The organism is Chryseobacterium sp. UF-290 (assembly GCF_058245615.1).
Window position 1 is genome coordinate 172044 of the sequence record NZ_JBSICB010000008.1, and the last position, 15509, is coordinate 187552.

Below are 15509 nucleotides of genomic sequence, written 5' to 3' on the forward strand. Positions count from 1 at the left end.
ACGCTCAGCTCCCTAAGCTTATCATTCACACTGATAGATAATATCATATTTCCGGATATTTAGAATTTCGTAAATTTGCACCATGATAAAAATAGGCAACATAGAACTGCCGGAATTTCCGCTTTTGCTGGCTCCGATGGAAGATGTAAGTGATCCTCCGTTCAGACGTTTGTGTAAAATGCATGGTGCAGATCTGATGTATTCGGAATTTATTTCTTCCGAAGGGTTAATTCGTGATGCAATCAAGAGCCGTAAAAAACTGGACATTTTCGATTATGAAAGACCAGTTGGTATACAGATCTTTGGTGGTGATGAGGAGGCTATGGCCATGTCTGCAAGAATTGTTGAAACCGTAAATCCTGATCTGGTAGATATCAATTTCGGATGTCCTGTAAAAAAAGTTGTCTGCAAAGGGGCCGGAGCCGGAGTTTTGAAAGATATTGACCTTATGGTTCGTCTTACAAAAGCCGTTGTAAGCTCTACCCATCTGCCTGTAACGGTTAAAACCCGCCTGGGATGGGACAGTACCTGCATTAATATTGATGAAGTAGCAGAACGTCTGCAGGAAACAGGAATCAAAGCATTGACGATACATGCCCGAACCCGCGCACAAATGTATAAAGGTGAAGCGGACTGGGAACATATTTCAAGAATCAAACAAAATCCTAATATTGAGATTCCAATTTTTGGAAACGGAGATATAGACTCTCCTGAAAAAGCATTAGCCTACAAGCAGAAGTATGCATGCGACGGGATTATGATCGGCCGTGCAGCGATCGGCTATCCCTGGATCTTTAATGAAATCAAGCATTTCTTTAAAACAGGCGAGCATTTACCAGAACCTTCTATCGCAGACCGTTTGCTTGCAGTACGTCAGCACGCGGAATGGAGTGTAGAATGGAAAGGGGAAAGATTAGGACTGGTCGAAATGAGACAGCATTACAGCAATTACTTCAGAGGAGTTCCTCATTTCAAAGAGTTCAGAAAAAAATTCCTGGAAGTTTTCACCCTGGAAGAAATGGACAGCCTGATCAAAGAAACCCAACAGTTTTACGAAGAATATCAGGAACAGGTATAAAAACAAAAAACCATCAATTGAATTGATGGTTTTTATATATCTGAATAGTCAATTTTAATATCCTCCTGATGAAGCTTCATCTTTGATCAGTGCCAATGCTGAAGAGGTTCCGATCCTCTTCACTCCCATACTGATCATTTTTTCAGCATCTTCCGGAGTTCTTACTCCTCCGGCTGCTTTTACAGGAAGTTTTCCTGCATGGTCCAGCATGATCTTTATTCCTTCAAATGTTGCTCCGTTAGGTTTTCCTCCTGTAGTTTCGTAGAAACCTGTTGAAGATTTCACAAAAATATTGGATACATCATTCTCAGAAAAATTCTCTTCTGCCCAGTCTGAAATATTTTTGGTAAGATCAGCAATCTGCGCATCGGTCAAAGCTGCGATCTCAATGATCCATTTTGCGATTTTGTGGTGTTCCAGAGCTAATCCGGTACATTTTACAAATTCATTCTTTACCAATTCTAAATCTCCCTGCAGGTAGGCTTTGTAATTAATCACAAAATCCAACTCATCCGCTCCGTCTTCTATTGCTTTTGAAGCTTCTGCAAGCTTTTCGTCAACGGAATACGTTCCTTCGTGAAAGCCTATTACAGTTCCTACTGCAACATCTGAATTTCTTTCCTGAATATATTTCTTGATTTCTGATACGTAATCAGGCCTGATCATGACGGCAAAAATACCGTTATCGATCGCTTCCTGAGCAAGTTCTTTATCTTTCTGAAGTGTTTCTTCATGAGAAATACCTGATTGTTCCGGTGTTTTCAGGTAGGTGGAATCCAAATATTGGGCTATGTTCATATCGTTATCGTTATACTTTCAATTGTCTGTAAATACCTTGTTCCAAAGATATAAAAGTTTCTGTTCTTGTTACCCCTTTCAGCTTCTGAAGTTTGCTAAGGATCTGCATCAGGTGATCATTATCCTTACAAAGAACTTTCAGGAAAATGGTATAGTTTCCTGTTGTATAGTGGGCTTCCACCACTTCGTTGATATCATGCAAAGATTTTACCACATCAGGATAATGACTTGGCTGATCCAGAAATACACCGATGTAAGAAATAACCTTATACCCTATTTTTTTAGGATTAAGAAATGAAATAGAGTTTTCAATAACTCCTGCATGTTCCAGTTTTTTAATTCTTTGGTGTACTGCTGTTGTGGAAATTCCGACATTTTTTGAAATGTGGGCTAATGAAGTTTTAGCATTATCCATCAACATGTAGATGATTTCTTTGTCGATCGAATCTAAATGATAGCTTGTGTTGCTCGAATTTTTCATTTTCTACTTTTTTATTTATGTTTTTTTACTGTAAACCTTTAAATTTTACAAAAACCGGAAAATGATCACTGTATCCGCCTAAATACCGTGTACCGGCATAAGTTCGGAAGGGTCTTCCTTCAAAATTTCTGGTCCTGCTGCTGATTTTTTCAGAATTGAATATATGGGCCTCCTGAAAGGCCAGCATCTTATTATCAAGAAGAGATCTTGACATAATGATCTGATCATACAGCAATCCAGACTTATAATGAAAAGTAGAATAATTTCTTGTAGAGAACAACTGCTGAAAAGGGTTCATTAAAACCTTCTCATGATCGTTGTCATAGAGAATTTGCACTAAATTTTCATCATCCGGGTTTTCGTTAAAATCACCACACAAAATGACATGTTCCTTATCTGCATCCACGATTTTCAAGATCCGATCACGGATCTCGTTCAGTATAAAGGCTCTTTTAGGCTTATTGATATCTTTCTCGCGCTTAGAGGGAAGATGGGCGATAAAGACATTAATAATTTCCCCTTTATATTTAATTTTTGAAAAAATTACGTCCCTGGTTGTGTCGTAATTTCCAGTGTTTTTATTTTCTATTTCAAAAAAGAAAGTAATGGTCTCCGAGTCGATGACCTCTACTTTATTTTTATCATATAGCATGGCTACATCTACCTTTCTTTCATCCATGGAATTATAATGTACAATTCCATATTCCGAATTAAAAGGCTCCATTTCCACAAGATCTTCCAAAACTTTCCTTCCGGAAACTTCAGACAATCCGATGACAAATGGCATGACACCGTTTTCCTCCTTCATCAATTGAAATACGTGTGAGATTTTAAAAATTTTATTTCTATATCTCTTTTCATCCCAATTCCTCAGACCTGACCGGGTAGGATCTAGGTGGTGCACAGGCTTCGGATCGGGTAAAAATAAATTTTCAACATTATAAAAAGAGAATAACTCCATCGACATTAATTTCTATACTTTTATGATTATGCTCTTTTTCTAAATAAAATATAAATTTATTATTTTTTTTCAAATTTTATTGATTTTTCTGCAATAAGCTCAAATCAATTTACAATAAGAAATATTTCAAATATAATAAAAAATATCAATAAAACCACCTATAGTGAATTAATTTTTCAATTATTCCAGCGATTTAACACATAATTCAAAATTGAAAAACATATAAAACTTAAAATAATGAAAATAAAATTTCAATTTAGGATCAGAATTATTAATAATTTTCTAATCAAATTAATATATTACAAATATTATTCCATTCATCATCATAACAAAACGGAATTCCTATAAAATGTATTATTTAAATATGAATAAACGCCTTTTTACAATAGATCGGGGCGCTTTTCTCTGGTAATTCTTACCGCTTCCTCATGACGCCATTCTTCAATTTTACCGAAATTTCCACTCAATAAAATTTTAGGAACATCAAGCCCTTTATAGCTTTCCGGCCTTGTATAAATCGGTGGTGACAGGAGATCATCCTGGAAACTGTCAGTTAAAGCACTCTGTTCATCATTTAAAACGCCCGGAAGTAACCTTATAATAGAATCAGCGAGAACACATGCAGCCAGCTCTCCTCCGGTGAGAACATAGTCTCCTATCGAGATCTCTTTTGTAATATGAAGATCCCGCACTCTTTGGTCTATTCCTTTGTAATGTCCGCAAAGAAAAATCAGATTATCTTTTATGGAAAGAGAATTAGCAATTTTTTGATTTAATGTAACTCCATCGGGAGTCAGATAAATTACCTCATCATAATTTCTTTGAGACTTAAGTTCAGATATGCATTTATCTAAAGGCTCAACCATCATCACCATTCCGGCACCACCTCCATAAGGTTCATCATCGATCTGCCTGTGCTTGTTGATAGCCCAGTCTCTCAGGTGATGAAAATGTACTTCTGCCAGCCCTTTATCCATCGCTCTCTTCAAAATAGAAGTTTTAAACGGACTTTCCATCAATTCAGGAAGTACGCTTATTATATCAATTCTCATTGTAATGTTCCGTTTTTCTTAGTAGGTATAATAATTAATCTTAAAGAAGAATCTTTGTTGATATAGCTCCACATCCAGTTGAAGAATATGGCAAGCTTATTTCGAACGCTCAAAATTAGCATTAAATGGAGAAACATCCAGAAATACCATGCAAGAAATCCCTGAAATTTTATAAACGGCAGATCGACAACAGCTCTGTGCTTACCTATCGTGGCCAGCGAACCTTTGTCATCATACTCATATTCTTTCCATTCACTCTGATTTTTCCTTAAAAGGTTTTTACCTAAGTTTTTTGCCTGATTGATTGCTACATTGGCGACCTGCGGATGTCCCTGCGGATATTTCGGGGTCTCCATATAGGCAATATCTCCGATCGCATAAATATTATCGTAGCCTTTTATCTTATTGTACCGGTCTACTATATATCTGTTTCTTGCCAGCTTCTCTTCAGGAAATCCCCCCACCACGTTGCCGGTAACCCCGGCTGCCCAGATGACATTATTGGACGGAATTTCTTTTCCGCTTTTCAGATGCACTTTGTCTCCATCATAGTCTGTAACCACTTCCCCGCTCAGAAAGGTTACCCCAAGGTCTTTAAGGTACTTTTCAGACTTTTCCTGAGCTTCAGCGCTCATGACCGCCAACGGTTTTTCTGTAGAACTCACTAAAATGATTTTCAGCTGGTCAAAGTTCATATACGGATAGTCTCTGGGAAGAATATCTTTTTTCATTTCGGCGAAAGCTCCCGCCAGTTCTACTCCGGTAGGACCGCTTCCTACGATAACGATATTCCAGTTCCCGTCATCACTTCTGCTTCTTTCAATGATGAGCTTCTCAAAGGTCATCAGGACATGGTTCCTGATACTGATAGCTTCCTGGGTATTCTTCATCCCGAAAGCTTTGCCTTCAAGCTCCTTGTTCCCGAAAAAATTAGTTTTACAGCCCGTTGCAATGATGAGTTTATCATAGGTAAATTCTGCTTCATCGGTAATCACTTTATTATTGACAGGATCAATTTCTTTGACATCCGTCATACGGAACTGTGTATTTCTGGATTGCTGAAAAATCTTTCTGAAGGGGAAAGAAATGTTGGAAGGCTCTATCCTTCCTGAGGCTACCTGATAAAAAAGCGGCTGAAACATATGATGATTCATCCGATCCAGAACAATGACCTTTTTGTTCTTGTTATTCAATGTTTTTGCAAGCTGCAGCCCCGCAAATCCTCCTCCTATAATGATGATTTTTTCGCGTGTTTCCATAATACACAAATTTACTGATTTTATTTAGCATTTAGCAGTGAAAAAAGTTAGTTTTGCAAAACTTTATGACACCGAAAAAGTACACCAAAAAAACTGCCAAACAGCTCCATAAGAACAGACGGAAGAAGTATTTTTTCCGCAGATGGGTGATATTGGTAATCCTGATAGCAGCTTTAATAGGTACCGGATTTTATTTAAAGCAGTCCGTCAGCTATTATTACGCTTTGTACTTTAATAAATTTACGCATAAAAAGCTTCACAACAGCGAAAAAGAAGCTTTAAGGATCCAAAGGATTGTAAGCAGCAACCTCGACAAGACATACGGTTTCGACATTTCCCATTACCAGAACAAAGAAGATATCAAATGGGACAGCCTCAGCATCGGAAACAAAACAATTCCGTTGGAATTTGTGGTGATGCGTGCCACCATGGGAAACAAAAGTGCTGACAAACATTTTGATGAGTTTTGGGGAAAAGCTAAAAAACATGACCTCATCCGTGGAGCCTACCATTTCTACAGAGCTGATGAAGATCCCATCATTCAGGCAAATAATTTTTTAGAGAATGTAAAGCTGGAAAGTGGGGATCTCCCCCCTATTTTAGATATTGAGAAGATCCCGAAACGTAAAACCAACAAGAAGCTCGTTGAAGATCTGAAGGTATGGTGTAAGATCGTAGAAGAAACCTATGGTAAAAAACCTATTATTTACACCTATTATCATTATTATAAAGACCTTCTGAAAGGTGAATTTGAAGGATACCCGCTTTGGCTGGCCAACTACAATGATGTCCCGTATCCTTCTCCTGATGATCAGTGGGATTTCTGGCAATTCACAGAAAACGGGATCGTTCATGGGATCAATACTAAAGTCGATCTTGATATCTACAATGGAAATTCATGGTCTTTGAAAAGGCTGACGCTGGATTAAGAAGAAATGCTGAATTGAAGATTAGCTTCTGAAAGCCGAACTTTCAACCTCAATTTTCATCTGCTTATAGTTAAAGTTATTTTAAAGGGCCATTCAAGAACATTAAGATAGTGCCTTTTTCCTATAAAATATTCATGATTTCTTCCCATGAATCAACTCTTGTATAGGTTTCATTTTCTATCAGCTCATTGTGAGGCTGGGTAAAAATGAATCTTTCTCCTGAGAAGTTATCCAGGTTCTTGGGATAATCATCGATCATTACATCACCGGACACTACTCTTTTACTTCCGCAAAGAACGATCTGCTCCCAGCTGATGAAAGGAAAATGTTCTGCCAGCCAGTCATATTTTTCCCGTAAGCTGTTCGGAAATTCCATTCCTGCTGACACGATATATAGCTCATATTTATCGTTCAGATATTCCATAGCTTTACAGCTGCCTTTCATGACTGGTAAGGTCCTGAAAAATCCCACCTCATTAACGTGTTTTTTCCCGTTTGGGAAAGCTTCTATTTCCGGTCTGCCAGTCAAAGTACTGATCTCTATCTCATTTCCCGTATCTCTTTTTTCAAATTGTATCAGCTGATGGTATACATCTGCCATTACTCCGTCCATATCAACGATTACTTTTTTCATTACTTCAAATCGGATTTTGTATTATTTATTAAAGCTTTTTAAAATAAGCTTTATCAAATTTACTGAATAGTTTTCTCAGGCTATGGACACAGTCTGTTAAAAAATTATCAATATTCCTTTTCATAAAAGGAACACCGGAAAATTTTATGGTTACATTTTTCGTATTTTTGCGGTTCAGTTCAATATTAAAATCAAACCATCAATTTCCAATGAATTACGTTTCTGCAGAAAATCTTACCAAATCCTACGGCATCAAAGTTTTGTTTGAAAACATTTCTTTTCACATCAATGAAGGTGACAAAATCGCCATTGTTGCCAAAAACGGAAGCGGAAAGTCTACCCTTCTGAAAATATTAATGGGTAAAGAAATTGCAGACAGCGGTACTGCGATCATCAATAAAGATATCCAGGTAGTTCTGTTTGACCAGGAAATCAATTATGACCCTGCCCTCAGCATTGAGGAATTTATGATGACATTGGATTCGGAGCCTATTCTTGCTCTGAAGAACTATCATAAATCCCTTCATTCTACTGATCAGGATTTTATCGAAAAGGCATTGGCTGATATGGAAGCCCACAAAGCCTGGGATCTGGAAAATGAAATGAAACAAATCCTTTTCCAGCTTAAGATCACCGACCTGGACGCCAAAATGGGAACGCTTTCAGGAGGGCAGATCAAACGTGTGGCATTGGCCAAATTATTAACAGAGACCAGAGCTGAGCACAGACATACTCTTCTGATCATGGATGAGCCTACCAACCACCTGGATGTGGATATGGTAGAATGGCTTGAGAACTATCTGAACAAAGCAAGAATAACATTGCTTCTTGTAACCCACGACCGATATTTCCTGGACAGTGTCTGTGATATTATCTGGGAAATGGAAGACAGGAACCTTTACGTTCATAACGGCTCCTACGCCACCTATCTTGAGAACAAAATGATCCGTGAGGAAAACCTCAATGCAACGATCGATAAGGCCAATAACCTTTACAGAAAGGAACTGGAATGGATGCGCAGGCAGCCCAAAGCAAGAACAACCAAGTCCAAAAGCAGAATCGATGCGTTCTATGAAACAGAAAAGGTGGCCAAAACCGACACCAGAAAAGAAGGTCTGGAGCTTGGTTTTGAAATGAAACGTTTGGGTAATAAGATCCTTGAACTTAAACATATTGATAAAAGCTTTGGTAATAAAGTCCTTTTAAAAGATTTCAGCTACCAGTTCCAGCGAGGTGAGAAAGTTGGGATCATCGGGAAAAACGGTGCAGGAAAATCCACATTATTAAATATTATTCAGGGATTAGAAAAGGCAGACAAGGGAGAAATCGAGACAGGGGAAACCATTTCTTTCGGATATTTCGCTCAAAAAGGGCTTACCTATAAAGAAGATGAGCGTGTGATTGATTTCATCAAAGAAATTGCAGAATTTTATCCTCTGGCTAATGGAAAAAGCCTTTCGGCGTCACAATTTCTAAGGTTATTCCTGTTTGATGATCAGACGCAGTATTCTCCGATCTCAAAACTTTCAGGAGGTGAAAAAAGAAGGCTTCACCTGATGTATATTCTTTATCAGAATCCTAATTTTTTAATTTTTGATGAGCCTACGAATGACCTTGACCTTCCCACGTTGACAGTTCTTGAAAATTTTCTGCAGCAATTCCAGGGATCTCTGATCATTGTTTCCCACGACAGATATTTTATGGACAGAATTGTAGACCATGTCCTGGCTTTTGAAGGAGAAGGGAAAATCCGGGATTTCGTAGGAAATTTCTCAGAATACCGTGAAGCCAAAAGCCGTGAAGATGCTTTAGAAAAGAATACGTCAGTAAAGCCTGAGCCGGTGAAGGAAGAAGTTTCAGCAACAGTAAGTCCGCCAAATCCCAGCTCTAAAAGAAGGCTAACTTTCAAAGAGCAAAGAGAACTGGAAACTATTGAAAAAGAAATGCCTGAGCTGGAAGAACAGCGTGCAAAGATCTTAGATCAGCTCAATAACGAAACGGATTACGAAAAAATCGCCAAACTTTCTTCTGAATTGGAAACGGTTTCTGAAAAACTGGAAAATCACGAGATGAGATGGCTGGAGCTCCAGGAAATACTTTAATGGTTATTATAAAGTTATGAATGATGAGTTAATTTAAAGTTCAAAGTTGATTGTAATCTGGTAATCGTACTTTACTCTTACCCTCAGACTTTTTCAACTCATCATTCATACTCACCATTTATAGTTCAATCACCTTTTCCTCCTTTGCACTTTCCAGTGAAGCGTCTATAATTTTCATATTCTGAATGATTTCTTTTCCCGGAGATGGTAAAGCATACCCGAAAACGATGTGCTCATAGATCTGCTGGTAATAATCCATATAATTTCCGGCTTCACTTGAAGTCAGAATTCTTTCGGTTTCTGAATTTTCGTTTAAAAAGTTTAAAATTCCGTCCGGTGCTTTCAAAGGTTCCGTCCATTCTTTTCCATACACAGGAACTGCTCCGTTCACCAATTCACTTTCCTGATTATCGGTTCTCTCCTGTAAAAAGCTTCCCTTATCCCCATGAATGGTATAAGCGTAATGACCTTCTTTACTAAAGACCGATGTTTTCAATCTCACTCTCAGATCATCTTTATAAAACAGCAGGATCTCAAAATAATCGTTGGCGAATGCTGTTCCTTTCATTGAGAAAACATCAGCAAATAGCTTTTCAGGATATCCGAAATACTGTATTGCCTGATCTACAAGGTGTGCTCCCAGGTCATGAAGAGAGCCTGCTCCCACCTGATCAGGGTTTTCTTTATGCTGCTTTCCGCTGGGTGCGGTACGGAATCTGTCAAAACGGATCTCTGCTTCTTTAATGTTTCCTAATTTGCCACTGTTTAAAACCTCTTTCACCTGCAAAAAGTCACGGTCAAATCTCCTGTTTTGGTAGACACTCAGAAACAAGCCTTTTTCTTCTGCAAGTTTCACCAGCTCTTCGGCTTCTGAGACATTTACTGTAAATGGCTTTTCAACAATAATATTTTTCCCTGCCTCCAAAGCTTTCCTGGCATATTCATAATGGGTCTGAACCGGTGTATTGATGATGACCAGTTCCACATCCGCATTCTGAAGCATTTCCTCCACGGAACGGTAAATCGTTGCTTCAGGATATTTTTCTTTAGACTCTTCCTTACTCCTTTCCACGATAGCAGAAATAAAAAATCCCGGATGTTCCTTCAAAAAAGGAGCATGAAAAACTTTTCCACTCATTCCAAAGGCGCAAAGCCCTGCTTTTACCAATTGCATATTCTAATTTTTTAACAAATATATTCATAAAAAGGTCTTGATTCTCAATCCAGGGAAAGGATAGATACAATCATTTATTCTCCGTAAATAAGGTATAACAAAATCATAAAATGGTTTTATCTGTTTTAAACAAATACTTACATTTGCGCCTTATTTAAAAACAAGCCTGCTTGATTACATCAGTATACAGGCACGGAAACCAGATTATAATCATTTCTACTAAAAGAGGAATTTGCATTTTTTAAAGTTTCCACTTTTGAAATTTAAAAACAAAACAAAAAAGATATGGACAAGATTAAAGATACCAGAAGCTTCATGAGAATTACACACCGATATCTGGGATATTTCCTTGCCGGTATTATGGCTGTGTATGCATTAAGCGGAATTCTTCTGGTTTACAGAGATACCGACTTTCTGAAAAACGAAAAGAAATATGACAAAACCATTGCTGTCAACCTGTCTGAAAAAGAACTTAAAAAAGAGTTAAAAATGAAAGGTCTTGAAGTGGAAAAAACAGCAGGAACAGTCCTTTATTTTAAACAGGGAACCTATGATTCAGCAACCGGAAAAGCGCTGTATTCTAAAAAAGAACTGCCCTTTGTACTGGACAAAATGGTTTCTCTTCACAAATCTCAATCTAAGGATACGATATCGCCGCTAAGTGTATTTTTCGGAGTTTCCCTTTTCTTTTTCGTGATTTCGAGCTTCTGGATGTTTAATCCGAAAACAAAGGCTTTCAAACGTGGGATTAAGTTTACGATTGCAGGTCTGATCATTTCTGTGCTCCTTTTATTTATTTAATAAGAGAAGACCGGAAGCTGGAATATTATGGTATTTACTATTATCTTTCTCCTGATGTAATCGGAACATTAAATAGAAATAATGATTTTATCAAACTTAATAATTTCTATTTCCCCAATATCGATCTTATATTCTTTATCATTACAGAATCGTCAGCAAATATGTTAAAAAATTGAATTGTATCCTCCTCAAAATCTTAACATTAATTTAGAAATATTGTCTAAAATTAATAGTCTGGCACATTTATTGTTTTTTCTATAATTCGTGAATAATAAACATTTAATTATTAAAATAATAAATTATGAAAAGACTTATTTTAACAGGGATATTAGCTGTAGCAGGTTTAACAGCAACTGCAAACGCTCAGATTCAAAAAGGTAATTGGATGGTAGGAAGCAGCTTAGCAACAAGTAATTTTGGATTAAATACAGGTGGTGGATACCAAATTGACCTGCAACCAAAAGGAGCTTATTTCATCGAAGACAACCTGGCTGTTGGGGGATATGTAAATTTAGGTATTGGCAAATCTTCTAAGGAATCAAGTACAAGATTTGATTATGGTGTAGGAGCTTTAGGACGTTATTATCTTTCTCCTGGAGAAAAAGGTGTTGACAACTTATTACACCACGGAAGATGGTTTTTCGAGGGTAACTTAGGTGTTGGTGGTTATTCTATCAGCAAAGGAGGTAACTCTACAACAGGTCTTGATTTTGGTGTAGGACCTGGTTATTCTTACTTTATCACTCCAAATATTGGTCTAGAAGGTTTAGTAAAATATGCTGGTGTTACAGGTTTTGGAAATCAAGGTTTAACATCTAATATTACTTTTAACCTAGGATTTAGCATTTATTTGCCAACTTCTAAAGCTAAGCAAGTTATCAACGACGTTAAGTAATCACTGAAATACTTATAAAAAAATGAAAGCGCCCCGTTTATTCGGGGCGCTTTTCGTACAAATTAAAACTAAACTATAAAAAATCAAATAAATCATGTATTGGGTTGGGGCGTATATCTTAAATACGGCTTTATTTCTGTCACACCTTTTGGGAATATCTTCCGGGCTTCTTCTGTAGAAATAGAAGGCGGTACGATGACATCTTCCCCATCTTTCCAATTGACAGGAGTGGCTACCTGATGCTGATCTACCAGTTGCAAAGAATCCAGCACCCTCAGTATCTCATCAAAATTTCTTCCGGTAGAAGCCGGATAGGTGATAATCAGTCTTACTTTTTTTGACGGGTCAATAATCAGCAAGGATCGCACCGTAGCGGTAGCCGAAGCATTCGGATGAATAAAATCATATAATTCCGAAACCTTCCTGTCTTTGTCAGCAATAATAGGGAACAGTACATTGGTATTTTGTGTCTCATTAATGTCCTTGATCCAGTTTTGATGATCTTCTACCCCATCCACACTCAAAGCGATAGCTTTGGTGCCTCTCCGGGCAAATTCAGCCTGTAATTTTGCTGTATATCCAAGCTCCGTAGTGCAAACCGGTGTATAATCGGCGGGATGTGAAAAGAGGATTCCCCAGGAATCTCCTAAATAATTGTAGAAATTGATGTCCCCTACAGATGACTCTGCCTGAAAATTTGGGGCTGTATCTCCTAGTTTGATTGACATAATAATACTGCTTTTATAGTCTACAAATTTAGTAGACTTTTTGGAACTGGCAAATTTTTTGCTGAAAATTTATATCTTTAATTAAAAAAAAATTCATGCAGAAAACTGGACACAGTTACATTGATGTTGTTTACAAAGTATTAGAAAGCTGGTATGTAACGTTTGCCGAGCTTACTCCGAAGCTGATCGTTGGGATTTTAGTATTTACTTTTTTTCTTATTTCCAGTAAATATTTAAGCCAGGCAGCTGTAAAATTATTTCATAAATTCTTTCCGAAAAGCCAAAAAGAAAGTTCTTTGGTTACTCTGATCAGCATATTCAGGTTCCTGATCATGCTGATGGGAACTTTTATTTCTCTGGAAATCATGGGCTTCAGCGGTTTTCTATGGAAGTTTATCGGAAGTTTGGGAGTTGCCGGGGTCATTGCCGGGGTAGCTCTGAAGGATCTTGTTTCAAGCATCTTTTCAGGAATGCTGATCGGAATTGATAAAGCATTCAAAGTAGGAGATTATATCACGATCGGAGCCCATTCAGGAACAGTACAGGAAATCGGTTTTTTAACTACAAAAATTCTTACCGATGATGGAAAGAAAGCCTATATTCCCAATCAGGTGATCTTCAATGCTCCATTCTATAATATAACGGCATCACCACAGCGCAGGGTTATTTTAAACTTTGAAATCCCCGCAGATGAGGATATCAGTAAAGCGCAGAAAGGAATTCTGGATGTAATTAAAAATCTTGATAATGTGGATAGGCTGGACACTGTGGAAGTAATCTTTACAGACTTAAAGCAAGGGGCTTTTAATCTTCAGGTAAAGTTCTGGATAAAAATAGGCGCTAATCATCTTGCCCAGACACGAAGTAAGGCTTATTTAAGCATCAAAGAACGTTTTGATACAGATGATATTAAGCTGGTTACCCCTACGAGTATCAGCATTACTAATTCAGATGGTACAGTGTCTGAAAATCATGATAAATAAGCACTTTTAAATCTCTTATGAATACATGGATCATAAAATGTAAGCTGAGAGCATTTGAAATATGAAAGGCTATTCAATTTTTGAGGAGGTCATTATTTCCCGCGGATTACACAGATTACGCAGATGTTCATGAAAAATCTGCCTGATCTGTTTGATCCGCGAGAAAATTTAATCTAATATATTGTTTCACCCTTGCCGGATTCCTTTCTATCGTACAGCATTTTCTCAAAAGATTATATAAAGTGTTTATGCTTTATGCATAAAAAAACCGTTTCAAAAATGAAACGGTTTTCTATTTTATATGAAAGTTTTAGATTATGCTAAAACTTCTTTTACTTTGTTAGCAGCTTCTTCTAAAGTAATCGCAGAGTGAACCGGAAGACCAGACTCGTCAATTAATTTTTTAGCTTCTACAGCGTTAGTTCCCTGTAATCTTACGATCAATGGAACCGGAAGGCTACCCATAGCTTTGTAAGCATCTACAACCCCCTGAGCAACTCTGTCACATCTTACGATACCACCGAAAATGTTGATCAGGATCGCTTTTACGTTCGGATCTCTCAAGATAATTCCGAAAGCAGTCTGTACTCTCTGAGCATCAGCAGTACCTCCTACGTCAAGGAAGTTAGCTGGATTACCACCAGATAATTTGATGATATCCATTGTTGCCATTGCAAGACCGGCACCGTTTACCATACAAGCAACATTACCATCCAGTTTTACGAAGTTAAGACCCGCTTCACCAGCTTCTACATCCATTGGATCTTCTTCTCTTGTATCTCTAAGCTCAGCCAGATCTTTGTGACGGAACAATGAGTTGTCATCCAAAGTTACTTTAGCATCTACAGCGATAATCTTGTTATCAGAAGTTTTTAATACAGGGTTGATCTCGAAAAGAGAAGCATCAATTCCTGTATAAGCGTTGTAAAGAGAACCGATGAATTTCACAAATTCTTTGAAAGCGTTTCCTTCAAGACCTAGGTTGAAAGCGATTTTTCTAGCCTGGAAACCTTGAAGACCTAAAGCAGGATCAATGATTTCTTTATGGATCAGGTGAGGAGTTACTTCAGCAACGTGCTCGATGTCCATACCCCCTTCAGTAGAATATACGATCGTATTTTTACCTTCAGCTCTGTCTAAAAGAATAGAAACATAAAATTCTTTAGTTTCTGATTCACCTGGATAATATACATCCTCTGCAACCAAAACAGAATTTACTTTTTTACCCTCAGCAGAAGTTTGTGGAGTTACCAGCTGCATTCCGATGATGTTCTGAGCGTTTTCTTTAAGTTTATCCATGTTTGGAGAGAACTTTACACCACCACCTTTACCACGACCCCCTGCGTGGATCTGTGCTTTTACTACCCATCCCTGAGCGCCGGTTTCAGCAGTTAGTTTTTCAGCAGCAGCTACAGCTTCGTCTACGTTATTGGCTACGAAACCACGTTGGATAGCTACTCCGTACTTTGATAAAATCTCTTTTGATTGATACTCGTGAAGATTCATATTATTTTTATTATTTTATTTTAATATTTAAAGGTTGACAAATTTACTAAAAAGACACGGAAGTTCAAGTTTATTGACTTAAAATTTAAAGACTGATGGACTTGATTTTTAACATATCATTGAAATTT

At 37.5% G+C, this 15509-nt stretch carries 15 protein-coding genes; 6 read left to right on the forward strand and 9 right to left on the reverse strand.

Annotated elements, in window-relative coordinates:
• Positions 1–82: 82 nt before the first annotated feature.
• On the forward strand, positions 83–1078 hold the full coding sequence (gene dusB, locus AC4IF5_RS11765; RefSeq protein ID WP_490734715.1) for a tRNA dihydrouridine synthase DusB: 996 nt from the start codon (positions 83–85) through the stop codon (positions 1076–1078).
• 54 nt (positions 1079–1132) lie between these two features.
• Here dusB and deoC read toward each other — a convergent pair whose 3' ends face one another.
• From deoC to AC4IF5_RS11790, 5 genes are all read right to left on the reverse strand, one after another.
• Complete coding sequence (gene deoC / locus AC4IF5_RS11770) at positions 1133–1876, reverse strand: deoxyribose-phosphate aldolase (RefSeq protein ID WP_490734716.1); 744 nt, start codon at positions 1874–1876, stop codon at positions 1133–1135.
• Between the two features lie 10 nt (positions 1877–1886).
• Positions 1887–2357 (reverse strand): Lrp/AsnC ligand binding domain-containing protein, encoded by a 471-nt coding sequence (locus AC4IF5_RS11775; protein ID WP_047490188.1) that lies wholly within the window; start codon positions 2355–2357, stop codon positions 1887–1889.
• A gap of 25 nt (positions 2358–2382) precedes the next feature.
• Positions 2383–3324 carry an endonuclease/exonuclease/phosphatase family protein gene (locus AC4IF5_RS11780; protein ID WP_490734718.1) on the reverse strand — a complete coding sequence of 314 codons (942 nt, stop codon included), beginning with the start codon at positions 3322–3324 and terminating at the stop codon, positions 2383–2385.
• Positions 3325–3698: 374 nt separating this feature from the next.
• Complete coding sequence (gene trmD / locus AC4IF5_RS11785; RefSeq protein WP_490734720.1) at positions 3699–4370, reverse strand: tRNA (guanosine(37)-N1)-methyltransferase TrmD; 672 nt, start codon at positions 4368–4370, stop codon at positions 3699–3701.
• The gene (locus tag AC4IF5_RS11790) at positions 4367–5629 is read right to left on the reverse strand and encodes an NAD(P)/FAD-dependent oxidoreductase (RefSeq protein WP_490734721.1); all 1263 of its coding nucleotides are present in this window, start codon (positions 5627–5629) and stop codon (positions 4367–4369) included. Before AC4IF5_RS11790 ends, trmD begins: the two co-directional genes overlap by 4 nt.
• A 65-nt stretch (positions 5630–5694) precedes the next feature.
• Between AC4IF5_RS11790 and AC4IF5_RS11795 the strand changes: the two genes are divergently transcribed.
• Positions 5695–6558, forward strand: coding sequence for a glycoside hydrolase family 25 protein (locus AC4IF5_RS11795; RefSeq protein WP_490734723.1), 864 nt, complete (start codon positions 5695–5697; stop codon positions 6556–6558).
• Between the two features lie 121 nt (positions 6559–6679).
• Here AC4IF5_RS11795 and AC4IF5_RS11800 read toward each other — a convergent pair whose 3' ends face one another.
• Complete coding sequence (locus AC4IF5_RS11800; protein ID WP_490734725.1) at positions 6680–7192, reverse strand: 5' nucleotidase, NT5C type; 513 nt, start codon at positions 7190–7192, stop codon at positions 6680–6682.
• A gap of 209 nt (positions 7193–7401) precedes the next feature.
• Between AC4IF5_RS11800 and AC4IF5_RS11805 the strand changes: the two genes are divergently transcribed.
• Positions 7402–9294: an ABC-F family ATP-binding cassette domain-containing protein gene (locus tag AC4IF5_RS11805; RefSeq protein WP_490734726.1), complete on the forward strand. Its 1893-nt coding sequence runs from the start codon at positions 7402–7404 to the stop codon at positions 9292–9294.
• 118 nt (positions 9295–9412) lie between these two features.
• Here AC4IF5_RS11805 and AC4IF5_RS11810 read toward each other — a convergent pair whose 3' ends face one another.
• Entirely contained in the window at positions 9413–10468 is a 1056-nt protein-coding gene (locus tag AC4IF5_RS11810; RefSeq protein ID WP_490734727.1) for a Gfo/Idh/MocA family oxidoreductase, read from the reverse strand.
• Positions 10469–10753: 285 nt separating this feature from the next.
• On the opposite strand from AC4IF5_RS11810, the gene AC4IF5_RS11815 reads away from it, so the two are divergent.
• Together AC4IF5_RS11815 and AC4IF5_RS11820 are read left to right on the forward strand one after the other, a co-directional pair.
• Positions 10754–11269, forward strand: coding sequence for a hypothetical protein (locus AC4IF5_RS11815; protein WP_490734729.1), 516 nt, complete (start codon positions 10754–10756; stop codon positions 11267–11269).
• 301 nt (positions 11270–11570) lie between these two features.
• Entirely contained in the window at positions 11571–12164 is a 594-nt protein-coding gene (locus AC4IF5_RS11820) for a hypothetical protein (RefSeq protein WP_490734731.1), read from the forward strand.
• Positions 12165–12256: 92 nt separating this feature from the next.
• Here AC4IF5_RS11820 and AC4IF5_RS11825 read toward each other — a convergent pair whose 3' ends face one another.
• Positions 12257–12892, reverse strand: a complete 636-nt coding sequence (locus AC4IF5_RS11825) for a peroxiredoxin (protein ID WP_490734733.1) — start codon at positions 12890–12892, stop codon at positions 12257–12259.
• Positions 12893–12987: 95 nt separating this feature from the next.
• Here AC4IF5_RS11825 and AC4IF5_RS11830 point away from each other — a divergent pair, with 95 nt between their 5' ends.
• Entirely contained in the window at positions 12988–13875 is an 888-nt protein-coding gene (locus tag AC4IF5_RS11830) for a mechanosensitive ion channel family protein (protein WP_490734735.1), read from the forward strand.
• 315 nt (positions 13876–14190) lie between these two features.
• On the opposite strand, the gene sucC is transcribed toward AC4IF5_RS11830, so the two are convergent.
• Positions 14191–15381, reverse strand: coding sequence for an ADP-forming succinate--CoA ligase subunit beta (gene sucC, locus AC4IF5_RS11835; protein ID WP_066697176.1), 1191 nt, complete (start codon positions 15379–15381; stop codon positions 14191–14193).
• Positions 15382–15509 lie beyond the last annotated feature (128 nt).

Bases quoted from the DNA above. Each gene is read 5' to 3' on its own strand.
- dusB (WP_490734715.1), top strand. From the start codon at position 83: ATGATAAAAATAGGCAACATAGAACTGCCGGAATTTCCGCTTTTGCTG.
- deoC (WP_490734716.1), bottom strand. From the start codon at position 1,876: ATGAACATAGCCCAATATTTGGATTCCACCTACCTGAAAACACCGGAA.
- AC4IF5_RS11775 (WP_047490188.1), bottom strand. From the start codon at position 2,357: ATGAAAAATTCGAGCAACACAAGCTATCATTTAGATTCGATCGACAAA.
- AC4IF5_RS11780 (WP_490734718.1), bottom strand. From the start codon at position 3,324: ATGTCGATGGAGTTATTCTCTTTTTATAATGTTGAAAATTTATTTTTA.
- trmD (WP_490734720.1), bottom strand. From the start codon at position 4,370: ATGAGAATTGATATAATAAGCGTACTTCCTGAATTGATGGAAAGTCCG.
- AC4IF5_RS11790 (WP_490734721.1), bottom strand. From the start codon at position 5,629: ATGGAAACACGCGAAAAAATCATCATTATAGGAGGAGGATTTGCGGGG.
- AC4IF5_RS11795 (WP_490734723.1), top strand. From the start codon at position 5,695: ATGACACCGAAAAAGTACACCAAAAAAACTGCCAAACAGCTCCATAAG.
- AC4IF5_RS11800 (WP_490734725.1), bottom strand. From the start codon at position 7,192: ATGAAAAAAGTAATCGTTGATATGGACGGAGTAATGGCAGATGTATAC.
- AC4IF5_RS11805 (WP_490734726.1), top strand. From the start codon at position 7,402: ATGAATTACGTTTCTGCAGAAAATCTTACCAAATCCTACGGCATCAAA.
- AC4IF5_RS11810 (WP_490734727.1), bottom strand. From the start codon at position 10,468: ATGCAATTGGTAAAAGCAGGGCTTTGCGCCTTTGGAATGAGTGGAAAA.
- AC4IF5_RS11815 (WP_490734729.1), top strand. From the start codon at position 10,754: ATGGACAAGATTAAAGATACCAGAAGCTTCATGAGAATTACACACCGA.
- AC4IF5_RS11820 (WP_490734731.1), top strand. From the start codon at position 11,571: ATGAAAAGACTTATTTTAACAGGGATATTAGCTGTAGCAGGTTTAACA.
- AC4IF5_RS11825 (WP_490734733.1), bottom strand. From the start codon at position 12,892: ATGTCAATCAAACTAGGAGATACAGCCCCAAATTTTCAGGCAGAGTCA.
- AC4IF5_RS11830 (WP_490734735.1), top strand. From the start codon at position 12,988: ATGCAGAAAACTGGACACAGTTACATTGATGTTGTTTACAAAGTATTA.
- sucC (WP_066697176.1), bottom strand. From the start codon at position 15,381: ATGAATCTTCACGAGTATCAATCAAAAGAGATTTTATCAAAGTACGGA.